Raw genomic sequence first — 24879 nt, 5'->3', positions numbered from 1 at the left:
CATCCGATGGCCGCGCATGCTATGGCCGGCACATGTCGACTTGGACCTCGGACGCCACAGCGCCTCGTTCCACCTGGTTCCTGCGTGGTGTCCGCGCGGCCTTTTCCCTGCCTGGCCTGATCCTCGTCAGCTCGTTCATTGGCTTTGCCGCCTTGGCGAAAGACGCCGGGGTCACGGCGGTACAGGCCGCTTTCATGACCGGCACGGTGTGGGCGCTGCCATCCATGGTCGTGCTGGTGGGCGCGATTGCGTCGGGAGCGGCGCTGCCGGCGGCGATGTTCGCCGTCACATTGTCCGCCATACGTCTGATGCCGATGGTGATGGCGCTAGCACCCGAGATGCGCACCGGGAAAACCCCGCAATGGGTGCTCTATCTCCTGGCGCATTTCGTGGCCGTGACCTCCTGGGTGCTGGCCATGGAGCGCCTCAAGCGCGTCCCGCCTCACATGCGTACGACCTACTATGCCGGCATCGGCGGTACGCTGGTGACGACGAATATCACCGTCGTGACCGTCGTCTATGCAGTGGCGGATGCGCTGCCGTCCGCCATTTCGGCGGCGTTGCTGATGTTGACGCCGATGTATTTCCTGACCTCGTTGTGGGGGTCCGCACGCGAACGGGCAGGGCATGTGGCAATGGTCCTGGGTCTCGTCCTCGGACCGGTCTTCCACATGGTGTTGCCGCAGATCGATTTGCTGGTTGCCGGACTGATCGGCGGCACGGTCGCCTATGGCTTGCGATTGTGGCGGCTCAAGGTGCGCGCGGCGTGAGTTACTTTTCCAGCGGCGCCTGGTGGTGGCCATATATGTTCATTCTCGTCGCCGGTTTCGCCGCCACGGATATCTGGCGCTTCCTCGGTGTCTATCTCGGCGGCAAGCTTTCCGAAGATTCAGACCTGTTGGTACTGGTTCGCACCATGGCGACGGCGCTCGTTGCCGCCGTCATCGGCAACCTGATTGTCTTTCCAGGCGGCGCGCTTGCGCACACTTCGTTTGGCTTGAGGATAGCGGCGGCGGCCCTGGGTTTCGTCGCCTATCTGGCGTCGGGAAAGCGCATGGCCGTCGGCATCGCCACAGCCGAGTTTCTGCTGCTGGCGGGACTTTATCTGAACTTTTGATTTCGCCCCATCTCAGCCCGCCAGCGCCGCCCGGATCTTGCCGGCATTCTCGGCCAGCACCTCCGGCTTCTCCATCTGCCCGGAATGCGGCTTGAGCGGCACGCCCTCGAAACGCGGCACGACGTGGACATGGAGATGGTAGACGGTCTGCCCGGAAGCCGGCTCGTTGAACTGCATGATGGTGACGCCGTCGGCGTTGAAGGCCTTTTTTACCGCCACCGCCACCTTCTGCACGACCGTGAACAGTGGACCGAACGTTGCTGGATCAGCGTCGAGCATGTTGCGCGAGGGCGCTTTGGGCACCACCAGCGTGTGGCCCGTGCCTTGCGGCATCACATCCATGAAGGCCACGACCGCGTCGTCTTCATAGACGCGGTGCGAGGGGATCTCGCCGCGCAGGATTTTCGCGAAGATGTTGCCGGGATCATAGGCTTCGGCCATGGGGACACTCCCAATTGCATTCGCCGTCCGGTGTAGCGAAGCCGCGGATAGGCGGCAAGGCGTTCAGGGGAGATCGACCGCCAAGCCGCCTTTTCGCTGCCCAGGATTATTCGCCGAGGTCCTTGCGGAAGGGCGTGTGCTCTTCAAGATATTCGCCCATGCGCTCGACCTCGCGCCGCTCCCGCCTGAGATAGTCGGCGACGGCGTTGCGCAAGCCGGGATGCGAAATGTAATGCGCCGAATGCATGGTCACCGGACGGTAGCCGCGGGCCAGCTTGTGCTCACCCTGCGCGCCTGCCTCGACCACCTTGAGCTTGCGCTCGATGGCGAAGTCGATGGCCTGGTGATAGCAGACCTCGAAATGCAGGAAGGGGTGGTCCTCGATGCAGCCCCAGTTGCGCCCGTAGAGCGCGTCGGAACCGATAAAGTTGATGGCGCCGGCAATATAGCGGCCGTTGCGCTTTGCCATCACCAGAAGGATGTCGCCGGCCATGCGCTCGCCGATCAGCGAGAAGAACTGCCGGTTAAGATAGGGCCGGCCCCATTTGCGGCCGCCGGTATCCATGTAGAAGGCGAAGAAATCGTCCCAGGCGCTTTCGGTGATATCCTTGCCGGTCAGCCAGTCGACCGAGATGCCGTCGGCAAGTGCCTCGCGGCGCTCCTTCTTCATCGCCTTGCGCTTGCGCGAAGCAAGCGTGGCGAGGAAGTCGTCATAGGTCGAAAAGCCTTCGTTGAAGAAATGGAACTGCTGGTCCGTGCGATGGAGGAAGCCCGCCGCTTCCAGCGTCGCGACGTCGGGCTCGCTGGCGAAGGTGACATGCGCGGAAGAGACGCCGAGCTTGTCGGTCACGAGCTTCAACCCCTCCGCCAGGCCGGCCTTCACGGCGCCTGCGTTCTCGCCTTTGCTGACCAGCAGGCGAGGGCCGGTGACCGGCGTGAACGGCACCGAGCATTGCAGCTTTGGGTAATAGCGGCCGCCGGCGCGCTCGAAGGCGTCGGACCAGCCATGGTCGAAGACATATTCGCCTTGGCTGTGCGATTTGAGATAACAGGGGACAGCGCCGAGAAGCCTGCCTTGCGCCGTTTCCAGCCGCAGGTGATGGCCCTGCCAGCCAGTGCGCCGGACAGCGCAGCCGGAGTCCTCCAAGGCGCTTAGAAAAGCGAATGAAACCAGCGGATTGTAGCCGTTTTCTTTATCGCTGCGCGTGGTTCCGGCAAAGCCGTCCCATTCCTCGCAAGTGAAGGCGCCGATGCCCGCTGCGACGCGGATTGCATAGTCCGCGTTCGCTGCCCGTCCATCGTCGTCGTCGCCTTGATCCATGCGGCTTATTTAAGCGTCCTCAGGGCTGCTACAAGTCACGTTTCAGGCACCGCCTAGAGCATGATGCCGAAAAGTGTGAAGCGGTTTTTCGGACGACATCATGCTCTCTCTTTGATTGATTTAGAGGCGGATCAGATTTCAGGTCGCTTCGACCTGAAATCATCCGGCTCTAGGCGACCTTCACCAGGTCTGGCTCGAAACCCTCGAAGGTCATCTGATCGGCATATTTGAAGGTGAGGTCGACAGCCGGCTGGTCATGCACGGTCCAAGTGATGACCGGCATCTTCAGCTTTTCGCGCACGAAGCTGACGAAGGGGTTGGGCAGGTCGCCGGCGGCGTAGGAGGTGAAGGCGAGGTCATGCGCGAGCATGGCGAAATGCGCTTCGATCAACTGGTTCTCCGTGCCGTAGGCGGTCAGCCCGCCGGGGATGCCCGGTGCGTCCCTGGCGAAGTCGCGGATCAGCCAGTGATCGAACGACATGATCGCCACCTTGCCCTCGTAGCGCTTGAGCAGCCGGCCGACGGCTGCCACCAGCCCCGCGTCGTGGCCGGGAACGCCTTTCAGCTCGACCACCAGCGGCACGCGGCCGTCGATCAGGTCGAGCGCTTCCTCGAGCGTCGGGATATGGTCCTTGGTGCCGCCGATTCTGAGCGTCGCCAGCTCGGCCGCGGTACGCTGCCAGACGAAGCCGTCCTGACCGGTCAGGCGTTTCAGGTCGCCATCGTGGATGATCACCGGGACGCCGTCGGACGAGATATGCACGTCGCATTCGATGGCATAGCCGCGCTCGGCCGCCGCGGCGAAGGCCGACAGCGTGTTCTCCCAGCGGGTCTTGTTCATGTCGTGGAAGCCGCGATGCGCGACAGGGCGGGCAATCAGCCAGGAGAGATCGGTCATGTTGGGCATTACTCGACTTCGAAGATCGCTTCGATCTCGACCGCGGCGTTGAGCGGCAGCGAGGCGGTGCCGACGGCGGAGCGGGCGTGCTTGCCGCGCTCGCCCAGCGCCGCGACCAGGAAGTCGGAGGCGCCGTTGGCGACAAGATGCTGCTCGACGAAATCAGGTGCCGAAGCGACGAACACAGTGATCTTGACCAGACGCCGGATCTTCTCGAGATCGCCGAGGGCTGCCTTGGCCTGCGCCAGGATGTTGATGGCGCAGAATTTGGCGCCTTCCTTGCCTCCCGCCGTGTCGATGTCGCGGCCGAGCAGCCCGCTTGCCTGCAGCTTGCCGTCCTTCAGCGGCAGCTGGCCGGCGGTGAACAGCGTGTTGCCGGTGCGGCAATAGGGCACGTAGTTGGCGGCGGGCGCGGCGGCGGCCGGAATGGTTACGCCCAGATCGCTTAGCCGCTTTTCGATTGTTTCGCTCATTGGTTTTCCCTATTGCTGGAAGACGCCGCGTTGGCCGGGCCGAAATTGCTATTTTTGCCTCGCTTCCGCCACGACTTTTTTTAAGCTGGACCATCTTTCCCTGCGGCCTGTCTCGCGGCCGCGACGATCGGAGCAACGTATGCGCGCAACGCGCCTTTTTCTTGCCGCTGCCTGTCTTTCTGCGGTGTTCCCAATGGCGCCGGCCTTTGCGGTGCCCGCGCTGCAGGCGCATCGCGCCGTCTACGATCTCACGCTCAACAAGGCTTCCGATCGCTCGGGCATTACCGGCATCACCGGCCGCATGGTCTACGAGTTCAATGGCTCTGCCTGCGAGGGTTACACGGTCAAGTTCCGCTTCGTCACCCAGATCGTGACCAACGACAACACCAGGCTCACCGACCAGCAGACGACGACTTTCGAGGATGCCGAAGGCAAGACCTTTTCCTTCGTGACGAAATCCTTCGTCGACCAGAACCTCGACAAAGAGGTGAAGGGGGTGGCCACCAGGGAACCGAAGGGCCTCAAGGTCGATATCGACAAGCCCGAGAAAAGCAGCCTCGAGCTCGCGGCCACGCAGTTCCCGACCCAGCATCTGGTCGAGCTGATCGGCAAGGCCGAAAAGGGCGAGAATTTCTACCAGACCAATCTGTTCGATGGCTCCGAGGACGCCAACAAGGTGATGACCACCACCGTAATCGTCGGCAAGAAGACGGACGCGGAAAAGACGGATCCGGAAGCGCCCGCGCTGGCCAATCTCGCTTCCGACAAATACTGGCCGGTCGACATCGCCTATTTCGACGATACCGACAAAAGCGGCGAAGAGGTGCCGGAATACCGGATCAGCTTCAAGCTGCACGAGAACGGCATCACCCGCGACCTTGTCATGGACTATGGCGACTTCTCGATGACCGGCAAGCTGGTGAACCTGTCGCTGTTCGACCAGACCAAGCCTTGCCCGGCTTCGAAATAGCGGCGCCGCGACAGTAGGCGATCGGGCTTGCACGCCTGGCTTCAACTCGCCATGTGTCGGGCTGACGGAGCGCGGCGGGCCTGATGGCGGTCTATGTCGACGCGGCGATCTGGAGATGGGCCGGCCACCGCTGGTGCCATCTGCTTGCCGACGATACGGACGAACTGCACCGCTTTGCCACCGAACTCGGTATCAAGCTTTCCTCCTATCAGGGACCGCCCAAGACATCGGCGCCGCACTACGACATCACCGGCTTCGAGCGCGACCGAGCGGTCCGGCTCGGCGCGATCGAATGCAGCCGCGAGGAAATCGTCGCTATCTTTCGCCGCGTCCGGGTCCCGAACGGCAAGGTAAAACGCTGAGATTTGGGCGGATCGCCGCAGGTGAGGGCGTTTTCCGGCACCCGGCTTGCGTTTACCAGACTTCCCCTCTATATGCGCGCTCATTCCACACACGGACTTTGGTGTCTGCCCGGGAGAAATCCGGCTGAAACCTCCGGTGGCATCAGGACATCCCGTCCGAAATGCCTGTGTCCGTGGAGGCCAACCGGAAAGGAACTAAAGAATGGCTCTGCCAGATTTCAGCATGCGCCAGCTTTTGGAAGCTGGTGTTCACTTCGGCCACCAGACCCATCGCTGGAACCCGAAGATGGCGCCCTACATCTATGGCGCCCGCAACAACATCCACATCATCGACCTGTCGCAGACGGTGCCGCTGCTGCACCAGGCCCTGAAGCAGGTGTCCGACACCGTCGCCAAGGGCGGCCGCGTGCTGTTCGTCGGCACCAAGCGCCAGGCCTCCGACATCGTCGCCGACGCGGCGCAGCGTTCGGCCCAGTATTATGTCAACTCGCGCTGGCTGGGCGGCATGCTCACCAACTGGAAGACGATCTCGAACTCGATCCAGCGCCTGCGCAAGCTCGACGAGACGCTGGCCGGTGAGGCCCAGGGCCTCACCAAGAAGGAGCGCCTGAACCTCGACCGCGAGCGCGAGAAGCTCAACAAGGCTCTCGGCGGCATCAAGGACATGGGCTCGACGCCGGACCTGATGTTCGTCATCGACACCAACAAGGAAGCGATCGCCATCCTCGAGGCCAAGCGCCTCGGCATTCCGGTCGTGGCCATCATCGATTCGAACTGCGACCCGGACAAGATCGACTTCCCGATCCCCGGCAATGACGACGCGGCTCGCGCCATCCAGCTTTATTGCGACCTGATCGCCAAGGCCGCCATCGACGGCATCGCCCGCCAGCAGGGCGCGCTCGGCGTCGATATCGGTGCTTCGGCCGAGGCTCCGGTCGAGCCGGCGCTCGACACCCCGGCCGCGGAAGCTCCGGAAGCTTGATAAGGAAGGCCGGGTCCCGGCCTTCATCTTTCCAATAAGTTGGCGCGCTAAAGCGCTTTTGCCGAGCGCATCACCCGAGTCCCGGTTGGTGCGTCGGCGCATTTGAAACAAAGAGGCGACAATGACGATTTCGGCTGCACAGGTCAAAGAACTCCGCGACTTGACCGGCGCGGGCATGATGGACTGCAAGGCGGCGTTGAACGAGACCAACGGCGACATGGAAGCAGCCGTCGACTGGCTGCGCAAGAAGGGTATCTCCAAGGCCGACAAGAAGGCCGGCCGCACTGCCGCCGAGGGCCTGATCGGCGTCGACGCCGGCGTGCGTGAAGCGGCCATTGTCGAGGTCAATTCCGAGACCGACTTCGTTGCCCGCAATGCGGCCTTCCAGGAGATCGTCGCCAAGGTCGCCAAGGTCGCGCTCGCCTACGGCACGACCGAGGCCGTGGCTGCCGCCAAGTATCCTGGCTCGGATAAGTCGGTCACCGACACCATCAAGGACGCGGTCGGCACCATCGGCGAGAACATGGGCTTCCGCCGTTCGGCGAAGCTCACCGTGCCGCATGGCGTGGTGGCGACCTATGTCCACAATGCGGTTGCCGACGGCCTCGGCAAGCTCGGCGTGCTGGTTGCGATCGAGACCACCGGCAACGAGCATGCGGCCAACGCCTTTGCCCGCCAGGTCGCGATGCATGTCGCCGCCAGCAACCCGGTCGCGCTGAGCGCCGAGGAAGTCGATCCCGCGCTGGTCGAGCGTGAGAAGGCGATCTTCTCCGATCAGGCGCGCCAGTCCGGCAAGCCGGAAGCGATCATCGAAAAGATGGTCGAAGGGCGCCTGCGCAAGTTCTACGAAGAGGTCGTGCTTTTGAAGCAGGCCTTCGTGCTCAATCCCGACATCACCGTCGAGAAGGCGCTGAAGGATGCCGAGAAGGAGATCGGCGCTCCGGCGAAGATCACCGCTTACCTGCGTTACGCGCTGGGCGAGGGCATCGAGAAGGAAACCACCGATTTCGCGGCGGAAGTCGCGGCAGCGGTCAAGAAATAGCTCCGACCCGGGGGAGCGCGCGGCGCTTTCCTTAAGGTGAGGAGCTCACGAGCTCAGGCAACTCGGCCGGGTGTCCGCATGGATGCCCGGCCGATTTCTTGTGCGGTGTCGATAAAGGCCCTGAGCTTCGGCGCCATCGACGCGCGGCGCGGGAAATAGAGGAAGAGGCCCGGCTCCTCGATCGCAGTCTGCGGCAGGATCTGGACGAGGCGGCCGGCGGCGAGGTCGGCATGCACCAGCGGCTCGAAGACGTAGGCGAGTCCGACGCCGGCCAGCGCCAGGTCGATGGCGCCGAGCGAATCCGTGACAACGGCCGTGCCGCGCGTTTCGACAACGACATCCTTGCCGTTGTCGTTCAGATCCCAGCGGTAAAACGCGCCGGATCGGACCAGGCGGTAGCCGATGCAGTTGTGATTGGCGAGATCGGTCACGTCGCGCGGACGGCCGTGCTTTCCGACATAGGCGGGAGAGGCGACCACAACGGCCTTGAACGGCGGTGTCATTCTGACGGTGACCATGTCCTGCGCGATCATCTCCCCCAACCGGATGCCGGCATCGAAACCTTCACCGACAATATCGATAAGCCCCTGGTCGGCAACGATCTCGACCGTCACGTCGGGGTAGCGTTCGGCCATGGCCGCGACCACCGGCGTGACCGCCAGGTGGATCGCTATGTTGGAGGCGTTGATCCTGAGCAGGCCGGACGGCCTTCCCTTGATGCCGCGGATGCGGTCCATCCGCTCGGCGATGTCCTGCAGCGCTGGGGCCGCGGTCTCGACCAGCGCCTTGCCGGCGTCCGTCAGCGAGACGCTGCGCGTCGTGCGGGCAAAGAGCGGCTGGCCTATGCGCTCTTCCACCAGCCGGACGGCATGGCTGACGGCAGATGGGCTCATGCCGAGCTCAGCGGCGGCAAGCGCAAAGCCGCCGCGCCGCGCCACGGCGACGATGACCGGAAGATGTGTGAGCAGATCGCGATCCATTCATGAATTATGTCGCATAGTCCGTGCGAACAATGCAATCTTATAGATGCTCCTGCGGCGGCCCATATTGGCGTCGACACATCGGCGGCGGGCCGATGTTCAAGGAGAGACAAAATGAACACGTTGAAACATGTAACCTTTGCAGCGAGCATGGCATTGGCGCCGGTCGATGCCGGCGGCGCCGAACCGGCCGGTTGGCAGGCGCTTGCCGACGAGCGTGCGGTGATCCGCATCGCCGACGCTATCGACCGAGCGGTGGATGCACAGGACTGGAAGCTGGCCCGCAGCTACTTCGCCGATCGCGTTACGGCCGATTTCAGCAGCCTGTCCGGCCAGCCCGCGGCCAACATCGCCTCCGACGACCTGATCGGCGCGTGGGCGGCCAACCTCAAGGGCAGCAAGACAAGCCTGCATTTGCGCACCAATCATCAGGTCGTGCTCGAAGCGAATGCCGCGACCGTTCATTCCAACGGCTATGCCTGGAACCGGATGGAAGGCAATGGCGACCCGCTCTGGGAAGTCTGGGGCACCTATGAGCACCATTTGACGCGCTCGGCCGCCGGCTGGAAAGTCGACGGCTTCACCTTCCGCATGACGCATGAGCGCGGCAACCCCTGGGTCAAGGCGACGCCTGGCCAGTGACCGGCAGCACATCAGTTCAGAATCGGAAGACCACCATGAGCATGACTTACTACACGCTTGGCAACAGCGGCCTGCGCATCATCCGGCTGGCGCTCGGCACCATGACTTTCGGCACCGAGTGGGGCTGGGGCGCGGACAGGGACACCGCCCGCGCCATGTTCGATGCCTATGTCGAGGCAGGCGGTAATTTCTTCGACACCGCCGATCTCTATACCGGGGGCACGGCCGAAACCTGGCTCGGCGAGTTCGTCGCCGAGCGTGGCTTGCGCGACAAGGCTGTCATCGCCACCAAATTCACCTTCAACTCCGAACCGGGCAACCCCAATGCCGGCGGCAATGGCCGCAAGAACATCATGCGCGCGGTGGATGCCTCGCTGAAGCGGCTCGGCACCGATCATATCGACCTTTACCTTCTGCATGTCTGGGACAGGATCACACCAGCCGAAGAGGTGCTGCGCACGCTGGATGACCTCGTGCGCGCCGGCAAGGTTCGCCATATCGGCCTTTCCGACGTGCCGGCCTGGTATGCCGGCCGCGCCCAGGCGATCGCCGAACTGCGCGGCTATGAGCCGGTCTCGGCGCTGCAGCTCGAATATTCGCTGGCGGAACGCGCGATCGAACATGAGTATGTGCCGTTCGCGACCCATCATGGCGCCGGGATCATGGTGTGGAGCCCTTTAGCCAGTGGCCTGCTCAGCGGAAAATACAAGCTGACGCAGGGCGCCAATGCCGGGCGGCTTGACGGTTTCCGCAACACCACGCATCCCGGCTTCCAGAAGTTCAGCGACCGCAATTGGGCGATCGTGGCGGAGCTCGAGAAGGTTGCGACAGAGCTTGGCCGCAGCATGGCGCAGGTCGCGCTCAACTGGGTGGCGACGCGGCCCGGCGTTGCCTCCGTCATCCTCAGAGCGACGAAGCTCAGCCAACTCGAGGACAATCTTGGCGCGCTCGATTTTTCGATCCCCGCCGAGCTTCGCGCGCGGTTGGAAAAGGTCAGCGCCACGCCGGCGCCGTTCCCGCATCCCTATTTCGGCTCCGAGATCCAGGTGCGGGTGACCGGCGGCGCGGTCACCGGCGACAAGCCGGCCGGCTATTCGCCCGCGGTCATGATCGAAGGCGAAGCGGTCAGCATCTCAAGCGACTGATTGAAAAGGGCAAAGATCAAAAGGCGGCAACTGACCGAAAAAGCCTGGGATTTTGCACGAGGGCGCGGCGTGACATCGCCGCGCCCTTCGTGTATCGGGTCAGCCAGTCATGACAGCATCGCCGGGTGAAGCGGGGGCGGTTTTGCCTCCAAAATTGCCGCGCCGAGATTTTCGAGGACCAAGATGACGGATAAGCCCCTCTATCGACGTGTCGTGCTGAAAGCTTCGGGCGAAGCGTTGATGGGTGAGCAGCATTTCGGCATCGACGTCTCGGTGGTCGATCGTATTGCGGCCGATATTGCCGAGGCGCGCGCGCTGGGTGTGGAAGTGGGCGTCGTCATCGGCGGCGGCAACATCTTCCGCGGCGTCGCCGTGGCCTCCAAGGGCGGCGACCGCGTCACCGGCGACCACATGGGCATGCTCGCCACCGTCATCAACTCGCTGGCGCTGCGCACATCTCTGAACAAGATCGGCGTCGACGCCGTGGTGCTTTCGGCGATCGCCATGCCGGAACTTTGCGAGAGTTTCTCGCAGCGCCAGGCGACCGCCTATATGAACCAGGGCAAGGTGGTCATCTTCGCAGGCGGCACCGGCAATCCGTTCTTCACCACCGATTCGGCAGCTGCGCTTCGCGCCGCCGAGATCGGCGCCGATGCGCTGTTCAAGGGCACGCAGGTCGACGGGGTCTATTCGGCCGACCCCAAGAAGGACCCGAATGCGGTCCGCTTCGACCGCATCAGCCATGCGGAAGTCATCAAGCGCGGGCTTGCGATCATGGATACGGCCGCGATTGCACTTGCGCGCGAAAACAACATTCCGATAATCGTCTATTCGATCCACGAAAAAGGTGGTTTCGGCGATATTCTAAGGGGCGGCGGCCATTGCACGGTCGTCACCGACAAGTAACAGGCGCCGGGATCCGCTAAACGACGACGGAACCGCGGACCAGAACAATACAAGCAGTGAACCCGGCGAACGGGTCGAGGAGATGATCATGAGTGGCGAGTACGAAGACCTGAAGCGACGCATGGACGGGGCGATCGCCGCTTTCAAGCACGATCTGGCTTCGCTGCGCACCGGCCGGGCCTCCAGCAACCTGCTCGACGCGGTCCAGGTGCAGGCCTACGGCACGGCGATGCCGATCAACCAGGTCGCCAACGTGTCCGTGCCGGAACCGCGCATGATTTCAGTATCGGTCTGGGATAAGTCTATGGTCAGCGCGGTGGACCGCGCCATCCGCGAGGCCAATCTGGGCTTCAACCCGATCGTCGACGGCACCACGCTTAGGATTCCGCTGCCCGAGCTCAACGAGCAGCGCCGCAAGGAGCTGGTCAAGATCTCGCATGGTTACGCCGAGAATGCGCGCGTCGCGGTCCGCCATGTCCGCCGCGACGGCATGGATTTCCTCAAGAAGGCCGAGAAGGATGGCACCATCAGCGAGGACGATCAGCGCAAGCGCTCCGACCAGGTGCAGAAGCTGACCGACGAGATGATCAGCACGATCGATCACCTGCTTTCCGATAAGGAAGCTGAAATCATGCAGGTTTAGGGTCGGGTTTTCCGGCTCGAAAGCGAGATTATGGCAACGCCCGCGCATGTCGCGATCATCATGGATGGAAACGGACGCTGGGCCAAGGCGCGCGGCCTGCCGCGCCTTGCCGGCCACCGGGCGGGCGTAGAGGCCCTACGCAAGACCGTCCGTGCGGCGCCGGAGCTCGGCATCTCCTACCTCACCGTCTACGCCTTTTCCTCGGAGAACTGGTCGCGGCCGAAATCCGAGGTCAGCGACCTCATGGGTCTGTTGAAGCTGTTCATCCGCCGCGATCTTGCCGAACTGCATCAGAACGGCGTGCGGGTGAGGATAATTGGCGACAAGCAAGGGCTGCAGCCCGACATCAGGGGCCTGCTGCAGGAAGCCGAATCGCTAACGGCGGGCAACGAGTCGCTGACGCTCATCATCGCTTTCAACTATGGCGGCCGCGACGAGATCGTGCGCACGGCCCGCAAGCTGGCGGATGCCGTCGCGCGCGGCGACATGGCGAGCGACGCGATCACGGCGGAGAGCTTTGCCGCTTCGCTCGATACCCAGGGCATTCCTGACCCTGAGCTTGTGATACGGACGAGCGGCGAGCTCAGGCTGTCGAACTTCCTTCTGTGGCAAGCGGCCTATAGCGAGCTTGTCTTCCTGCCTTGCTACTGGCCGGATTTCAGCCGCGAGCATCTGGCCGATGCCTTGCGCGATTTTGCCGGCCGCGAACGGCGCTTCGGCGGGCTTGCCGCCCGCGATGTCGCGCTTTAGGTGCCGCCACGCATGAGCAACCTCCAGCAGCGCGTCATCTCGGCAATCGTGATGGCGGCGCTGACGCTTGTGCTCACCTGGCTCGGCGGATTGCCGTTCCGGCTGTTCTGCGCGGGAATCGCGGCGCTGATCTTCTATGAATGGACCCGCATGGCGCGTCCTGGGAATGGCGCGGCGCTCGGCTTTCTACCGGAAGCGCTGATTCTGGTCTTCATCGTCGCGCTGATTGCCGGCGTGCCGGCCCTGTGGCTGTTGCTGTTGGTCGTGATCCTGGTGGCGATCACAGCCGTCGCCGCCCGCATCAAGGGTGCAGCGGATTGGGAAGCCTCCGGAGTGGCTTATGCAGCTCTTTCCGGCTTTTCGCTCGCCTATCTGCGCGACGGCAGCCATTCCGGCCTGATAGCGATTCTCTTCCTGTTCGCCGTGGTTTGGGCGACGGATATTGCGGCCTATTTCGTTGGCCGTGCGGTCGGCGGCCCGAAACTCGCGCCGTCGATTTCTCCCGGCAAGACGCAGAGCGGTGCGTTGGGGGGCGCGGTTGGCGGTCTTGCCGCCGGACTGCTGCTGGCTATTGCAGCCGGCGCCGGCAATCTCGCCCAGCTCGGTTTCGTGGCGCTGGCGCTTTCGATCGTTTCGCAGATCGGCGACCTGTTCGAATCCTGGGTCAAGCGCCGGCACGGCGCCAAGGATTCGAGCAACCTCATTCCCGGTCATGGCGGGGTCATGGACAGGGTCGACGGGCTTGTCGCGGCCGCGTTCGCGCTGTACGTCATTGGTTGGGTCTCGGCGGGCGCCGAGCATCCGGCATTGGGGCTGTTTCCGAACTGAACGACGATACGGGCAAGGCGAAAAACGGCGCGCGCCACGGTTTCGCCCGGATTGATGCCACAGTCGCGGCGGAGTGTCGTGTGCGGGCGAATTTGAGGGCATGACTTGAACGACATCTTTCACGCGGTCTTCAGCACGCAAGGCTTCGTCCTTGGCACGCTCGTGCCGTTTCTGTTCGTGCTGACCATCGTCGTGTTCGTCCACGAGATGGGCCACTACCTCATCGGCCGCTGGTGCGGCATCGGCGTGAAGGCCTTTTCCATCGGCTTCGGCCCCGAGCTGGTCGGCTTTAACGATCGCCACGGGACGCGCTGGAAGCTTTGCGCCATTCCGCTTGGCGGCTACGTCAAATTCGTCGGCGACATGAATGCGACGTCGAGCCAGCCCAGCGCCGAGGAGATCGAATCATTGACCGACGCCGAGCGCGAGGTCGCCTTCCACACGCAGCCCATATGGAAACGCGCCGCGACCGTCGTTGCGGGGCCGCTGTTCAATTTCCTACTGACGATCGCCGTGTTTGCGGTGTTGTTTTCCCTTTATGGCCGTCCGGTTCTGGAACCTACGGTGGCCCAGGTCACCGCGGGCAGTCCGGCGGAGAAAGCCGGAATCCTGCCTGGCGACCGATTCGTCAAAGTCGACGGCAGCAAGGTGGAGACCTTCGCCGATGTGCAGCGCCTGGTTTCAGGCAGGGCAGGCGATGCCATCAACTTCACCATGCTGCGCGACGGCAAGGAAATCGACGTGACGGCGACACCGGAGCCCATGGAGCAGCAGGATGCGCTGGGCAACAAGGTCAAGGTTGCGGTTATCGGCGTCGTCAACAATGCCGAGCTCGGCCAGCCACGCCTGATCTCCTACACACCGGCCGGCGCCGTGGTGGCGGCGGTCGAGGAAACCGGACATGTGATCGAGCGCACCGGCCAGTTCCTGCAGCGCTTTGCGCTTGGGCGCGAGGACAAATGCCAGTTGGGCGGCCCGATCAAGATCGCCAAGATGTCGGGTCAGGCGGCCAAGCTTGGCTTCGAGTGGCTGGTGCAGCTTGTTGCATTTCTGTCAGTCGGGATAGGATTTCTCAATCTGCTGCCGATTCCCCCTCTCGACGGCGGCCACCTGTTGTTCTACGGCGTGGAGGCGGTCATAAGGCGGCCCGTTTCTGAGCGAATGATGGAGATGGCCTATCGGACCGGCTTGTTCCTGGTGCTCGGTTTCATGGGCTTCGTTTTTTGGAATGATCTGTTTGGGTGCTGAAATCATGAAGAAATTTGGCTTCAGCCCCACCCATATTGAGATGCCGTTTACCATGCGTGGGGATATGCGTGACGCGAAAGCCACGCGGTACGGTTAAGTAAATACAAATTAACCGGGAGCCTTGCGTGTAGGGAAAATCCGGTTAATACGGTAAGGGAAAATACCGCACGTCCGGTTTTCTCGCCGTGGGGACTACGAGAAAAAGGTACAAAAGCCCGATGAAGGCAGCATCCAAATTTCTGAGCGCCGCTTCCGCGGCGGCTTTGTCCGCCGCTCTGGTCGTGCCAGGCGCGCTCGCAGTGCAGTTCGCTGCCACCTCGGTGGCCGAGGCCGCGGTCATTTCGCGTGTCGAGGTCAGCGGCAACCAGCGGGTCGATGCGGAGACCATTCGCAATTACATCTCGATCAAGCCGGGCAAGCCCTTCTCCAGCTCCGATATCGACGAAGCCGTCAAGGCGTTGTTCGGCACTGGGTTGTTTTCGGACGTTAAGATCAACCAGGTCGGTTCGAGCCTGGTCGTCAAGGTCTCGGAGTACAAGGTCGTCAATCAGGTCCTGTTCCAGGGCAACAAGAAGATCAAGGACAACGCGCTTCAGGCCGCTATCCAGCTGAAGCCGCGCGCGACGTTCTCGCAGCAGGCGCTCGATGCGGATGTCGAGGCGGTGAAGGCCGCCTACAGGCGCATCGGTCGTGACGACGCCGCCGTGACCACGCAGATCATGGATCTCGGCGACAACCGGGTGAACGTGGTCTTCAACATCAACGAAGGCGGTCGCACCCAGATCGCGGCCATTAATTTCGTGGGCAACCACGCTTATTCGAGCCGTCGCCTTTCCGACGTCATCAACACCAAGCGCTCGTCCTGGCTGTCCTTCGTTTTGCGCGACGACGTCTATGACGAGGACAAGCTGCGCGCCGACCAGGAGCTCCTGCGCCGCTTCTACTACAATCATGGCTATGCCGACTTCCAGGTCGTGTCCGCCGTCGGCGAGCTCGACGACACCACGAACAAGTACACGGTCACCATCACGGTGCAGGAAGGCGACCGCTACACGTTCGGCGACGTCAGCGTGGAAAGCACCATCCCCGAGGTCGATTCGAAGTCGCTGCAATCGGTCGTCGAAACTCATAAGGGCGACGTCTATAACGCCAAGGACGTCGAGGACTCGATCGTCGCCCTGACCGAGAAGGTCGCGGGCTCGGGCTATGCCTTCGCCCAGGTGACGCCGCGCGGCGACCGCAATTTCGAGAACCACACCATTTCGGTCGTCTACACGATCGACCAGGGCACCAAGGCCTATATCGAGCGCATCGAAATCCGCGGCAACGACCGCACGCGCGACTATGTCATCCGTCGCGAATTCGATGTCAGCGAGGGCGACGCCTTCAACCAGGTCCTCATCCAGCGCGCGAAGAAGCGGCTGGAAAACCTTGATTACTTCCAGTCCGTCGATATCTCGACGGTTCCGGGCTCGGCGCCCGACCAGGTCGTGCTCGTCGTCACCGTGGTTGAGAAGTCGACCGGCGAATTCTCGGTCGGTGCTGGTTATTCGACCGGCGGCGACACGCCCGGCCCGTCCATCGAAGGCTCGATCACCGAACGCAACTTCCTCGGCCGTGGCCAGTACATCAAGCTGTCGGCCGGCGGCGGCAAGCATTCGCGCGACTTCGCTGTCTCCTTCACCGAGCCATATTTCCTCGGACGGCGCATCGCGGCGGGCTTCGACATCTACAAGTCGACCCGCGAGTATAGCCACTACGACACCGACGTCACCGGCGCGACGGTTCGGTTCGGCCTGCCGATCACCGACAGCATTTCGACGCAGCTAGCGTACAACATCTCGCAGGAAAAGTATTCCTATCCAGATAATTGCTTGAATCCTGATGGGACCCTTAATCTGTCCAAGTGCGATGTTTCTGCGCCAATTCAGGCTGGTATTGCAGAAAGCCCGTGGCTGAAGTCATCGGTCAGCTTGGGCCTTGTCTACAACACCATCGACGACATGAAGAACCCGCATGAGGGTCTCTACATCACCGGTACCACCGAATTCGCCGGCCTTGGTGGCGACGCCAAGTGGGTGAAGGTGACCGGGCGCGCTAGTGTCTACCAGACCTTGTCGGAGCAACTGGACTTGGTTGGCTTGGTTTCCGGCGGCGCCGGCTACATCGCTGGTTACGGCAATGGTGATCTGCGCATCTTCGACTATTTCCAGAGCAATGACCGCATGATCCGTGGCTTCGAATATGGCGGTATCGGGCCAGTGGCTTCTGGCACCAGCGGGGACCATCTCGGCGGTTCGACGTACTTCAATGCTTCGGCTGAAGCCCAGTTCCCGCTGCCGGTCATTCCCGAGAGCTTCGGCCTGCGCGGCGCTGTATTCGCTGACGCGGCTACGCTTTATGGCAACAACCTTGTCGGTGTCGACTCGGCTTCGGCCGGCATGAAGCTTCGCGCTTCGGTCGGTGTCGGCCTGATGTGGGCCTCCCCGTTCGGTCCGATCCGCATCGACTATGCGATCCCGGTCAAGAAAGAGTCGACCGACAACGTGCAGGAATTCAACTTCGGTATTGCGACCCGCTTCTGATTTCGCGGTCGCGACGAATCCGGGCCGCCTGACGGCCCGGACTAGACTGAGCCGACCCAGCTGGATATTGCTTCTGGAATGACCGATCCGGTGTTCTTCGCGCCTTCACGCCGGTATACGGCTGGCGAGGTCGCGAATCTGACCGGCGCCAGCCTGCTTGATACCGCCCAGGCTGAAATTGCCATCGAAGCGCTGGCTCCCGCCAATGAGGGCGGCGACGGCGCGCTCGTCTTTGTCGACGGGAAACGCAATTTCGCGCTGATGCCGTCGCTGAGGGCCGCCGCGGTCCTGTGTCCCGCCGATTTTGCCAGCAAGGCGCCGCCAGGGGTCGCGGTGCTTATGCATCCTCGTCCGCAACAGGCTTTCGCGATGGTCGGGCGCCTTTTGTTTCCGCACGCAGCAACTCCGGGGCCAATGACCGGAGAAACCGGCATCTCGGCGCATGCCTTTGTCGATGCGTCCGCACATATCGAGGAAGGAGCGATCGTCGAAGCGGGCGCCGTGATCGGTCCCGGCGTGTCCATCGGCAGCGGCACCGTCATCGCGCCTCACGCCGTTGTTGGCCGCTCCTGCCAGATCGGCCGCGACGGGTTCGTCGGCCCGGGCGCCAGCATCCAATATGCGCTTGTCGGCAATCGTGTCATCATCCATGGCGGCGCAAGGATCGGCCAGGACGGTTTCGGCTTCGTGGGCGGCGCCAAGGGACCTGAACGCGTGCCGCAGATCGGGCGCGTCATCATCCAGGACGACGTCGAGATCGGCTCCAATTCGACCGTCGACCGCGGCGCGATGTCCGATACCATCATCGGCCAAGGCACCAAGATCGACAATCTGGTGCAGATCGCCCACAATGTTCGTATCGGGCGCAATTGCATTATAGCGGGCCTTTCGGGTATTTCCGGTTCCGTCGTCGTCGGCGACAACGTCACCATGGGTGGCGGTGTCGGCCTCGCCGATCATTTGACCATCGGGCCGGGGGCCAAGCTTGCTGCGAGAAGTGGATTCATGAACAACGTGCCGGCAGGCGAGATCTGGGGAGGCTATCCGGCACAGCCGATGGCGGAAGCCATGCGCGAGATAGCGATGCTGCGCAAGATGGCCAGGACGCGCAAGCAAGGCGACGGAAATGGCTGATATGGTGGCAACGACACTCGAGGCGGTCGACATCATGGGGCTGATGAAGCTTCTGCCGCACCGCTATCCGTTCCTGCTGATCGATCGGATCGTCGACATCGACGGCGACGAATCCGCTGTCGGCATCAAGAACGTGACCATCAACGAGCCGCATTTCCAGGGCCACTTTCCGCAACAGCCGGTCATGCCCGGCGTGCTGATCATCGAGGCGATGGCCCAGACCGCCGGAGCGATCTGCATTCGCACCCTCAATGCTGAAAAGCCCTCGCTGGTTTATTTCATGACCATCGACAACGCGAAATTCCGCAAGCCGGTGGTTCCGGGAGACCAACTCAGAATCCACGTCAAGAAGATCAAGAAACGCGGCAATCTGCTGAAATTCGCCTGCGAGGCAATGGTTGACGGGGCGAAAGCCGCCGAAGCCGAGGTTTCGGCCATGATGATTACCGACTGACGATTTGAAATGCTCATGAAAGTCGAGACATCCATTCATCCTTCCTCGATCGTCGAAGAAGGAGCCCGGCTCGGCAAAGGTGTCCGCATCGGACCCTTTTGCCATATCAGCGCCGATTCAATCATCGGCGACCGCGTCGAGCTGGTCAGCCATGTGTCGGTGATGGGCGCAACAACCATCGGAGCCGGAACAAAGGTCTATCCGATGGCTACGCTCGGCGCGCCGCCGCAGAACACCAAGCACAAGGGCGGACGCACCACGCTGGTCATTGGCGAGAACTGCACCATCCGCGAAGGCGTCACGATGCATGTCGGCACCGATTCCAGCCGCGGCGAGACGACTGTCGGCGACAACGGCAATTTCCTTGCCTATGCTCACATCGCCCATGATTGCGTCGTCGGCAAGAACGCGACCTTCGCCAATGGCGCGACGCTGGGCGGCCATTGCGAGATAGGTGACAGCGTCTATATCGGCGGCCTGACCGCCGTTCACCAGTTCGTGCGCATTGGCGACAACGCTTTCATCGGCGGCTGCTCGGCGGTTGTCGGCGATATCATTCCCTACGCGATCGCCGCCGGCAACCGTGCCAAGCTGCGCGGCCTGAACATCGTCGGGCTGAAGCGTTCCGGCCTGCCGCGCTCGGAAATCTACCTGCTGCGCAAAGTCTACCGGTCGATTTTCGACCGTTCCCGCAGCGTCGCGGAGAATATCGATCTCGCCAGGGCGGAATTTGGCTCCTCGTCTCCTGCCGCCATGAAGATGATCGACTTCATCGCCAGCGGCGGCAAGCGGCACTATGCGGTCCCGCCGCTGAAGGGTGGCGGCGACGATGACAGCGGCGATGACGAGGTTTGAAGCGGCCGGGACGAAGCTAGACCTCGCGCCGGGCGCCAGGATCGGCATCATCGCCGGCGGCGGTAGTCTGCCGGTGGAAGTCGCCGCGAGCTTGGCAAAGCAAGGGTACCCGCCTGTCATCATCGCGGCCGAGGGCGAAGTCGACCGCAAGTCGGACCTCGCCGCTTACGAAACCGAGAAGCTTGCTCTCGAAGACTTCGGCTCGCTGGTCCCGCTGCTGAAGCGCAAACGGATCAGCCATCTCGTGCTGGCCGGCGAGATCAGGCGCAGGCCGAAATTGACTGGCATGCGACCGAGCCTTGGCCTGCTGGCCGTCGTGCCTACGGTGGTCATGGGGCTGGCGCGCGGCGACGATGGCTTGCTGAGGATCCTGACGCGATTTCTGGAAAAGCGGGGCATCAAGGTCGTCGGAGCGCACGAGATCGTGCCTGAACTGCTTGCGAGCGGTGGCCCGCTGACCAAGGCGGAGCCGCGCAAATCCGACTGGCGTGACATCGAGGCGGCGCGGGCTGCGGCGAAGGCGATCGGCGCGTTGGATATCGGCCAGGCCGCGGTCGCGATCGGCGGCCGGGCGATCGCGCTGGAAGGCATCGAAGGCACCAACGGATTGCTCGAGCGAACAAGGCAATTGCGCAACCATGGCAGGCTCGCCGGCAAGACGCGCGGCGTTCTGGTCAAATGCGCCAAGCCCGGCCAGGAGCTTCGCGCCGATCTGCCGTCGATCGGTCCCCAGACCGTCGAAGCTGCGCATGCCGCCGGACTTGCCGGCATCGCCATCGAAGCCGGCCGCTCGCTCATCCTCGAAGGGCCGGTAACCATCGCGCGCGCCAATGCGCTCGGCCTGTTTGTCATTGGACTGCCCGCAACGGAGCCGGCCAATGAGCAATGACAAGCCGCTGAGGATTGCGATCGTCGCCGGCGAGGAATCCGGCGATCTGCTCGGCGCCGATGTCGTGTTGGCGCTTGAGCGTACGACCGGCCGCAAGGTTCAGCTTGTCGGCATCGGTGGCCGGCACCTGCAGCAATTGGGGCTGACGCCACTGTTCGACAGCGGCGAGATCGCGCTGATGGGTTTCAGCGCGGTGCTGCGCGACCTGCCGCGGCTGATGCGCCGCATCAATCAGACGGCGGCGATGATCGCGACCGAGCGGCCTGATTGCCTCGTCACTATCGACAGTCCCGACTTTTCGCTGCGCGTCGCGAAGAAGGTCCGCGCCACGGCGCCGGCCATTCCGGTCATCCACTATGTCTGCCCGAGCGTATGGGCCTGGCGACCCGGCAGGGCAGTGGCGATGAAGCCCTATGTCGATCATATCCTGTGCATCCTGCCGTTCGAGGTGAAGGCGCTTGCCCGGCTCGGCGGACCACCGGGCACTTATGTCGGTCACCGGCTGACGCGGGATCCGGGCGTGCTTAGCGCCGCCAAGGCGCAGAGCCAGCCGCGCGACCTCTCCGACGACCGCGTCAAGACGGTGCTGGTGCTGCCCGGCTCGCGCCGCGGCGAGGTCCGCCGGCTGATGGAACCATTCGGCAAGGTGATGTCGGCGCTGCGCCAACGCGGCCATCGCCTGCGCCTGCTGTTGCCGACGGTGCCGCACGTCACCGAGCTGGTGAAGGCTTCGGTCGCCAGTTGGGACGACAAGCCGGAAATCATCACCGAGCCGGAGCGCAAGTGGCAGGCCTTCGGCAAGGCCGATGCGGCATTGATCGCGTCCGGAACGGTATCGCTCGAGTTGGCGCTTGCCGGCGTTCCGATGGTTTCCTGCTACAAGCTCGACCCGATTGCGCGCCAGCTGCTGCAGCATATGGTGACGACTTGGTCGGCCCTGCTGCCCAACCTCATTTCCGACCGCACGCTGGTTCCGGAATTCTACGATCAGTATGTCCGGCCGGAGAACCTTGCCCGGCAACTTGAGGCCCTGTTTGCCGACACCGGCATGCGTGCCTGGCAAAAGGCGGGCTTTGCCGAAATTGCCCGGCGCATGGCGACCGAGCGGCCCTCCGGCGATATCGCCGCCGAGGTGGTGATGGGGTGCATCAAGAGAGCGAATAGGGAGTAGTCAGTAGTGAGTAGTTTGGCGCGATAGCTCACTACTCACTACTGACCTTTTCACTATTTGCTCACCGCTTCGCAATCGGTACGTAATCGCGTTCCGTGGCGCCGGTATAGAGCTGGCGCGGGCGGCCGATCTTCTGGTGCGGATCCTCGATCATTTCCTTCCACTGCGCGATCCAGCCGACGGTGCGCGCGACCGCGAACAGCACGGTGAACATGGTGGTGGGGAAGCCGAGCGCCTTCAGCGTGATGCCGGAATAGAAATCGACATTCGGATAGAGCTTCTTGGCGATGAAGTATTCATCGGTCAGCGCGATCTTCTCCAGCTCCATCGCGATGTCGAGCAGCGGATCGTCCTTGATGCCGAGCTCGCCCAATACCTCATGCGCGGTCTTCTGCATGATCTTGGCGCGCGGATCGTAGTTCTTGTAGACGCGGTGGCCGAAGCCCATCAGCCGGAACGGATCATTCTTGTCCTTGGCGCGGGCAATGAACTCCGGGATGTGATCGACATGGCCGATCTCGCCCAGCATGTTCAGCGCCGCCTCGTTGGCGCCGCCATGCGCCGGACCCCACAGGCAGGCGATACCAGCGGCGATGCAGGCGAACGGATTGGCGCCGGAAGAGCCGGCGAGGCGAACGGTCGAGGTCGAGGCGTTCTGCTCGTGGTCGGCGTGCAGGATGAAGATGCGCTCCATGGCGCGCGCCAGCACAGGGTTGATCTTGTACTCCTCGCACGGCACGGCAAAGCACATGTGCAGGAAATTGGCCGCGAAGCCGAGATCGTTCTTCGGATAAATGAAGGGCTGGCCGATATGGTATTTGTAGGCCATCGCCGCGATGGTCGGCATCTTGGCGATCAGGCGCATCGAGGCGACCATGCGCTGATACGGATCCGAGATGTCGGTCGAGTCGTGATAGAAGGCCGACAGCGCGCCGACCACGCCGCACATGACGGCCATCGGATGCGCGTCGCGGCGGAAGCCGGTGAAGAAGCGCGACATCTGCTCGTGCACCATGGTGTGGCGCGTCACGCGATAGTCGAAATCCTCCTTCTGCGCCTTGGTCGGCAATTCACCGTAAAGCAGGAGGTAGCAGACTTCGAGGAAGTCGCCATGTTCGGCAAGCTGGTCGATCGGATAGCCGCGATGCAAAAGGATGCCCGCATCGCCGTCGATGAAGGTAATTGCCGACTCGCAGCTTGCAGTCGACGTGAAGCCGGGGTCGTAGGTGAAGGCGCCGGTGGTGCTGTAGAGCGCGCCGATGTCGATGACGTCAGGCCCGGTCGACCCGCTTCGTACCTTGAATTCATGGGTCTTGCCGGCGAGTTCGAGCCTGGCGGTCGACTCATGCGTCTTGCCGCCAGGTTCCAGTTTTGTCGCAGCTTCGCTCATTCCCAAACTCCTTTATGTTTCCTCATGCCGGCAAGGCAATTCCTGCAAACGACACGTCGAAATCACCGGAATGCGCGAACTTGCCACCGCATTTTAGGAGGTGCGTGCCAGATTGGGCCAAGGCCTAATGTTGCACTGCGAAACACACCTTTCAATGCCAATCTTCTTGGGCCAGTTCGCTCCTAATCGATTTGATCTCCAATGCGCGCCAGGCTTTCCTGGCGGCCCAGCACGGCCAGCACGTCGAACACGCCGGGCGAGGTGCTGCGGCCGGTCAGCGCGGCTCTGAGCGGCTGGGCCACGGCGCCGAGCTTGTGGCCGCCGGCCTGCGCGAACTCGCGGATCGCGGCCTCAGCCGAGGCGGCGCTCCACTCGCCCTGGATGGAAGACAGCGCGCCGTGCGCGCCGCGCAGAATCGCGCGCGCATCCGCGTTGAGCAAGCCCGCCGCCTTCTCGTCCAGAGGCAGTGGCCGCTCGGCGAACAGGAAAGCCGCTCCGTCGACCAGCTCGACCAGGGTCTTGGCCCGCTCCTTGAGGCCGGGCATGGCGGCAAGCAGCTGCGCCTTGCGCTTGTCATCGAGCCTTGCAGCGAGCGCCGGACCGCCTTCCAGATAGGGCAAGGTGGCGACGAAGATGTCGAACAGCGCCTGGTCGTCCATCTTGCGCATGTGCACGCCGTTCAGCGCCTCGAGCTTGGCGAAGTCGAAGCGGGCAGCGCCCTTGTTGACGTCGCCGATGTCGAACCAGGCGACCATGTCCTTGACCGACATCACCTCGTCGTCGCCATGGCTCCAGCCGAGTCGCGCCAGATAGTTGAGCAGGGCTTCGGGCAGATAGCCCATGGCGCGATAAGCCTCGACGCCCAGCGCGCCGTGCCGCTTCGACAGCTTGGCGCCGTCGGCGCCGTGGATCAGCGGGATATGCGACATCGACGGCACGTCCCAGCCCATGGCGTTGTAGATCACCGTCTGGCGCGCGGCGTTGGTCAGGTGATCGTCACCGCGGATGATGTGGGTGACGCCCATGTCGTGATCGTCGACGACGACGGCATGCATGTAGGTCGGGACGCCGTCGGAACGCAGGATGATGAAGTCGTCGAGATCCTTGTTCGGGAAGCGAACCTCGCCCTGAACGCGGTCGTTGACGATCGTCACGCCGTCGGTCGGCGCCTTGATGCGGATGGCGCCCTTGACGCCTGCCGGCGCCTCGGAGGGATCGCGGTCGCGCCACTGGCCGTTGTAGCGCGGCGGCAGACCCTTGGCGCGGGCCGCCTCGCGCATTGCCTCGAGCTCGGCCGGCGTCTCGAAGGCGTAGTAGGCCTTGCCCAAGCGCACGAGCTCCTCGGCCACCTCGCGATGGCGCGGAGCGCGCTCGAACTGCGATACGGCCTCGCCGTCCCAGGAGAGGCCAAGCCAGGTCAGTCCGTCGAGAATCGCAGCGGTCGCCGCCTCCGTTGAACGCTCGCGATCGGTGTCCTCGATGCGCAGCAGCATCGTGCCGCCGGTATGCCTGGCATAGAGCCAGTTGAACAGCGCCGTGCGCGCCCCGCCAATATGCAGGTAGCCTGTGGGCGAGGGGGCAAAACGGGTGACGACCTTGTCGGACATGGAACTCTCGAAGAAGCACTGAAAAAATGCATGTTTCGCGCGGACT

General features: G+C 63.0%; 26 protein-coding genes. 19 read left to right on the top strand and 7 right to left on the bottom strand.

Features of this window, described 5'->3' with window-relative positions; genetic code table 11:
• Nucleotides 1–32 precede the first annotated feature (32 nt).
• Both DPM35_RS21780 and DPM35_RS21775 read left to right on the top strand, forming a co-directional pair.
• On the top strand, nucleotides 33–770 hold the full coding sequence (locus tag DPM35_RS21780) for an AzlC family ABC transporter permease (RefSeq protein ID WP_112129304.1): 738 nt from the start codon (nucleotides 33–35) through the stop codon (nucleotides 768–770).
• Nucleotides 767–1117, top strand: coding sequence for an AzlD domain-containing protein (locus DPM35_RS21775; protein ID WP_112129303.1), 351 nt, complete (start codon nucleotides 767–769; stop codon nucleotides 1115–1117). The genes DPM35_RS21780 and DPM35_RS21775 overlap by 4 nt, the downstream gene beginning before the upstream one ends.
• Before the next feature lie 12 nt (nucleotides 1118–1129).
• Here DPM35_RS21775 and DPM35_RS21770 read toward each other — a convergent pair whose 3' ends face one another.
• From DPM35_RS21770 to DPM35_RS21755, 4 genes are all read right to left on the bottom strand, one after another.
• The gene (locus DPM35_RS21770; protein ID WP_112129302.1) at nucleotides 1130–1558 is read right to left on the bottom strand and encodes an HIT family protein; all 429 of its coding nucleotides are present in this window, start codon (nucleotides 1556–1558) and stop codon (nucleotides 1130–1132) included.
• Between the two features lie 106 nt (nucleotides 1559–1664).
• Nucleotides 1665–2879: a GNAT family N-acetyltransferase gene (locus DPM35_RS21765; RefSeq protein ID WP_112129301.1), complete on the bottom strand. Its 1215-nt coding sequence runs from the start codon at nucleotides 2877–2879 to the stop codon at nucleotides 1665–1667.
• A 169-nt stretch (nucleotides 2880–3048) separates the two neighbouring features.
• Nucleotides 3049–3777: a glycerophosphodiester phosphodiesterase gene (locus tag DPM35_RS21760; RefSeq protein WP_112129445.1), complete on the bottom strand. Its 729-nt coding sequence runs from the start codon at nucleotides 3775–3777 to the stop codon at nucleotides 3049–3051.
• A gap of 8 nt (nucleotides 3778–3785) precedes the next feature.
• Nucleotides 3786–4250, bottom strand: a complete 465-nt coding sequence (locus tag DPM35_RS21755; protein ID WP_112129300.1) for a RidA family protein — start codon at nucleotides 4248–4250, stop codon at nucleotides 3786–3788.
• A gap of 139 nt (nucleotides 4251–4389) precedes the next feature.
• Between DPM35_RS21755 and DPM35_RS21750 the strand changes: the two genes are divergently transcribed.
• The 4 genes from DPM35_RS21750 (at nucleotide 4390) to tsf (ending at nucleotide 7606) form a co-directional block, all read left to right on the top strand.
• On the top strand, nucleotides 4390–5220 hold the full coding sequence (locus DPM35_RS21750) for a cell envelope integrity EipB family protein (protein ID WP_112129299.1): 831 nt from the start codon (nucleotides 4390–4392) through the stop codon (nucleotides 5218–5220).
• 83 nt (nucleotides 5221–5303) lie between these two features.
• A complete protein-coding gene (locus DPM35_RS21745; protein WP_112129298.1) occupies nucleotides 5304–5582 on the top strand; it encodes a DUF4031 domain-containing protein in 279 nt (92 codons plus the stop codon).
• 202 nt (nucleotides 5583–5784) lie between these two features.
• Nucleotides 5785–6564 (top strand): 30S ribosomal protein S2, encoded by a 780-nt coding sequence (rpsB, locus tag DPM35_RS21740; RefSeq protein ID WP_040994986.1) that lies wholly within the window; start codon nucleotides 5785–5787, stop codon nucleotides 6562–6564.
• A 121-nt stretch (nucleotides 6565–6685) separates the two neighbouring features.
• Nucleotides 6686–7606 (top strand): translation elongation factor Ts, encoded by a 921-nt coding sequence (tsf, locus tag DPM35_RS21735; RefSeq protein ID WP_112129297.1) that lies wholly within the window; start codon nucleotides 6686–6688, stop codon nucleotides 7604–7606.
• A 53-nt stretch (nucleotides 7607–7659) separates the two neighbouring features.
• On the opposite strand, the gene DPM35_RS21730 is transcribed toward tsf, so the two are convergent.
• Nucleotides 7660–8586, bottom strand: coding sequence for a LysR family transcriptional regulator (locus tag DPM35_RS21730; RefSeq protein ID WP_112129296.1), 927 nt, complete (start codon nucleotides 8584–8586; stop codon nucleotides 7660–7662).
• 114 nt (nucleotides 8587–8700) lie between these two features.
• On the opposite strand from DPM35_RS21730, the gene DPM35_RS21725 reads away from it, so the two are divergent.
• From DPM35_RS21725 to lpxB, 13 genes are all read left to right on the top strand, one after another.
• The gene (locus tag DPM35_RS21725; RefSeq protein WP_112129295.1) at nucleotides 8701–9228 is read left to right on the top strand and encodes a nuclear transport factor 2 family protein; all 528 of its coding nucleotides are present in this window, start codon (nucleotides 8701–8703) and stop codon (nucleotides 9226–9228) included.
• Between the two features lie 35 nt (nucleotides 9229–9263).
• Entirely contained in the window at nucleotides 9264–10373 is a 1110-nt protein-coding gene (locus DPM35_RS21720) for an aldo/keto reductase (protein ID WP_112129294.1), read from the top strand.
• 183 nt (nucleotides 10374–10556) lie between these two features.
• The gene (gene pyrH / locus DPM35_RS21715; protein ID WP_042642552.1) at nucleotides 10557–11279 is read left to right on the top strand and encodes a UMP kinase; all 723 of its coding nucleotides are present in this window, start codon (nucleotides 10557–10559) and stop codon (nucleotides 11277–11279) included.
• Nucleotides 11280–11367: 88 nt separating this feature from the next.
• Nucleotides 11368–11922, top strand: a complete 555-nt coding sequence (frr, locus tag DPM35_RS21710) for a ribosome recycling factor (protein ID WP_082037291.1) — start codon at nucleotides 11368–11370, stop codon at nucleotides 11920–11922.
• A 30-nt stretch (nucleotides 11923–11952) separates the two neighbouring features.
• Complete coding sequence (locus tag DPM35_RS21705; protein WP_112129293.1) at nucleotides 11953–12672, top strand: isoprenyl transferase; 720 nt, start codon at nucleotides 11953–11955, stop codon at nucleotides 12670–12672.
• 12 nt (nucleotides 12673–12684) lie between these two features.
• A complete protein-coding gene (locus tag DPM35_RS21700) occupies nucleotides 12685–13500 on the top strand; it encodes a phosphatidate cytidylyltransferase (RefSeq protein WP_112129292.1) in 816 nt (271 codons plus the stop codon).
• Nucleotides 13501–13605: 105 nt separating this feature from the next.
• Nucleotides 13606–14748, top strand: coding sequence for an RIP metalloprotease RseP (rseP, locus tag DPM35_RS21695; protein WP_112129291.1), 1143 nt, complete (start codon nucleotides 13606–13608; stop codon nucleotides 14746–14748).
• Between the two features lie 218 nt (nucleotides 14749–14966).
• Nucleotides 14967–17333, top strand: coding sequence for an outer membrane protein assembly factor BamA (gene bamA / locus DPM35_RS21690; RefSeq protein WP_112129290.1), 2367 nt, complete (start codon nucleotides 14967–14969; stop codon nucleotides 17331–17333).
• 78 nt (nucleotides 17334–17411) lie between these two features.
• Nucleotides 17412–18467 carry a UDP-3-O-(3-hydroxymyristoyl)glucosamine N-acyltransferase gene (gene lpxD, locus DPM35_RS21685; protein WP_112129289.1) on the top strand — a complete coding sequence of 352 codons (1056 nt, stop codon included), beginning with the start codon at nucleotides 17412–17414 and terminating at the stop codon, nucleotides 18465–18467.
• Entirely contained in the window at nucleotides 18460–18921 is a 462-nt protein-coding gene (gene fabZ / locus DPM35_RS21680) for a 3-hydroxyacyl-ACP dehydratase FabZ (protein WP_112129288.1), read from the top strand. The genes lpxD and fabZ overlap by 8 nt, the downstream gene beginning before the upstream one ends.
• 15 nt (nucleotides 18922–18936) lie before the next feature.
• On the top strand, nucleotides 18937–19776 hold the full coding sequence (gene lpxA, locus DPM35_RS21675) for an acyl-ACP--UDP-N-acetylglucosamine O-acyltransferase (protein ID WP_112129287.1): 840 nt from the start codon (nucleotides 18937–18939) through the stop codon (nucleotides 19774–19776).
• Nucleotides 19763–20665 carry an LpxI family protein gene (locus DPM35_RS21670; RefSeq protein ID WP_181592097.1) on the top strand — a complete coding sequence of 301 codons (903 nt, stop codon included), beginning with the start codon at nucleotides 19763–19765 and terminating at the stop codon, nucleotides 20663–20665. The genes lpxA and DPM35_RS21670 overlap by 14 nt, the downstream gene beginning before the upstream one ends.
• Nucleotides 20655–21836 (top strand): lipid-A-disaccharide synthase, encoded by a 1182-nt coding sequence (lpxB, locus tag DPM35_RS21665; RefSeq protein WP_112129285.1) that lies wholly within the window; start codon nucleotides 20655–20657, stop codon nucleotides 21834–21836. Before DPM35_RS21670 ends, lpxB begins: the two co-directional genes overlap by 11 nt.
• 61 nt (nucleotides 21837–21897) lie before the next feature.
• Here the strand turns inward: lpxB and gltA are convergent, their stop codons facing one another.
• Both gltA and gltX read right to left on the bottom strand, forming a co-directional pair.
• Complete coding sequence (gene gltA, locus DPM35_RS21660; protein ID WP_112129284.1) at nucleotides 21898–23226, bottom strand: citrate synthase; 1329 nt, start codon at nucleotides 23224–23226, stop codon at nucleotides 21898–21900.
• A gap of 182 nt (nucleotides 23227–23408) precedes the next feature.
• Nucleotides 23409–24833: a glutamate--tRNA ligase gene (gltX, locus tag DPM35_RS21655; RefSeq protein ID WP_112129444.1), complete on the bottom strand. Its 1425-nt coding sequence runs from the start codon at nucleotides 24831–24833 to the stop codon at nucleotides 23409–23411.
• Nucleotides 24834–24879: the final 46 nt, after the last annotated feature.

This window comes from Mesorhizobium atlanticum (genome assembly GCF_003289965.1).
Lineage (GTDB): Bacteria > Pseudomonadota > Alphaproteobacteria > Rhizobiales > Rhizobiaceae > Mesorhizobium > Mesorhizobium atlanticum.
This window is presented reverse-complemented; position numbering and strand designations above follow the sequence as displayed.

What these genes read in the sequence shown, in the direction of transcription:
- DPM35_RS21760 (WP_112129445.1), bottom strand. Translation starts at nt 3,777, where the DNA reads ATGACCGATCTCTCCTGGCTGATTGCCCGCCCTGTCGCGCATCGCGGC.
- DPM35_RS21670 (WP_181592097.1), top strand. Translation starts at nt 19,763, where the DNA reads ATGACGAGGTTTGAAGCGGCCGGGACGAAGCTAGACCTCGCGCCGGGC.
- tsf (WP_112129297.1), top strand. Translation starts at nt 6,686, where the DNA reads ATGACGATTTCGGCTGCACAGGTCAAAGAACTCCGCGACTTGACCGGC.
- DPM35_RS21765 (WP_112129301.1), bottom strand. Translation starts at nt 2,879, where the DNA reads ATGGATCAAGGCGACGACGACGATGGACGGGCAGCGAACGCGGACTAT.
- lpxD (WP_112129289.1), top strand. Translation starts at nt 17,412, where the DNA reads ATGACCGATCCGGTGTTCTTCGCGCCTTCACGCCGGTATACGGCTGGC.
- DPM35_RS21725 (WP_112129295.1), top strand. Translation starts at nt 8,701, where the DNA reads ATGAACACGTTGAAACATGTAACCTTTGCAGCGAGCATGGCATTGGCG.
- lpxA (WP_112129287.1), top strand. Translation starts at nt 18,937, where the DNA reads ATGAAAGTCGAGACATCCATTCATCCTTCCTCGATCGTCGAAGAAGGA.
- frr (WP_082037291.1), top strand. Translation starts at nt 11,368, where the DNA reads ATGAGTGGCGAGTACGAAGACCTGAAGCGACGCATGGACGGGGCGATC.
- gltA (WP_112129284.1), bottom strand. Translation starts at nt 23,226, where the DNA reads ATGAGCGAAGCTGCGACAAAACTGGAACCTGGCGGCAAGACGCATGAG.
- DPM35_RS21780 (WP_112129304.1), top strand. Translation starts at nt 33, where the DNA reads ATGTCGACTTGGACCTCGGACGCCACAGCGCCTCGTTCCACCTGGTTC.
- fabZ (WP_112129288.1), top strand. Translation starts at nt 18,460, where the DNA reads ATGGCTGATATGGTGGCAACGACACTCGAGGCGGTCGACATCATGGGG.
- pyrH (WP_042642552.1), top strand. Translation starts at nt 10,557, where the DNA reads ATGACGGATAAGCCCCTCTATCGACGTGTCGTGCTGAAAGCTTCGGGC.
- DPM35_RS21750 (WP_112129299.1), top strand. Translation starts at nt 4,390, where the DNA reads ATGCGCGCAACGCGCCTTTTTCTTGCCGCTGCCTGTCTTTCTGCGGTG.
- rpsB (WP_040994986.1), top strand. Translation starts at nt 5,785, where the DNA reads ATGGCTCTGCCAGATTTCAGCATGCGCCAGCTTTTGGAAGCTGGTGTT.
- DPM35_RS21700 (WP_112129292.1), top strand. Translation starts at nt 12,685, where the DNA reads ATGAGCAACCTCCAGCAGCGCGTCATCTCGGCAATCGTGATGGCGGCG.
- bamA (WP_112129290.1), top strand. Translation starts at nt 14,967, where the DNA reads ATGAAGGCAGCATCCAAATTTCTGAGCGCCGCTTCCGCGGCGGCTTTG.
- DPM35_RS21705 (WP_112129293.1), top strand. Translation starts at nt 11,953, where the DNA reads ATGGCAACGCCCGCGCATGTCGCGATCATCATGGATGGAAACGGACGC.
- gltX (WP_112129444.1), bottom strand. Translation starts at nt 24,833, where the DNA reads ATGTCCGACAAGGTCGTCACCCGTTTTGCCCCCTCGCCCACAGGCTAC.
- DPM35_RS21720 (WP_112129294.1), top strand. Translation starts at nt 9,264, where the DNA reads ATGAGCATGACTTACTACACGCTTGGCAACAGCGGCCTGCGCATCATC.
- DPM35_RS21755 (WP_112129300.1), bottom strand. Translation starts at nt 4,250, where the DNA reads ATGAGCGAAACAATCGAAAAGCGGCTAAGCGATCTGGGCGTAACCATT.
- DPM35_RS21745 (WP_112129298.1), top strand. Translation starts at nt 5,304, where the DNA reads ATGGCGGTCTATGTCGACGCGGCGATCTGGAGATGGGCCGGCCACCGC.
- lpxB (WP_112129285.1), top strand. Translation starts at nt 20,655, where the DNA reads ATGAGCAATGACAAGCCGCTGAGGATTGCGATCGTCGCCGGCGAGGAA.
- DPM35_RS21770 (WP_112129302.1), bottom strand. Translation starts at nt 1,558, where the DNA reads ATGGCCGAAGCCTATGATCCCGGCAACATCTTCGCGAAAATCCTGCGC.
- DPM35_RS21730 (WP_112129296.1), bottom strand. Translation starts at nt 8,586, where the DNA reads ATGGATCGCGATCTGCTCACACATCTTCCGGTCATCGTCGCCGTGGCG.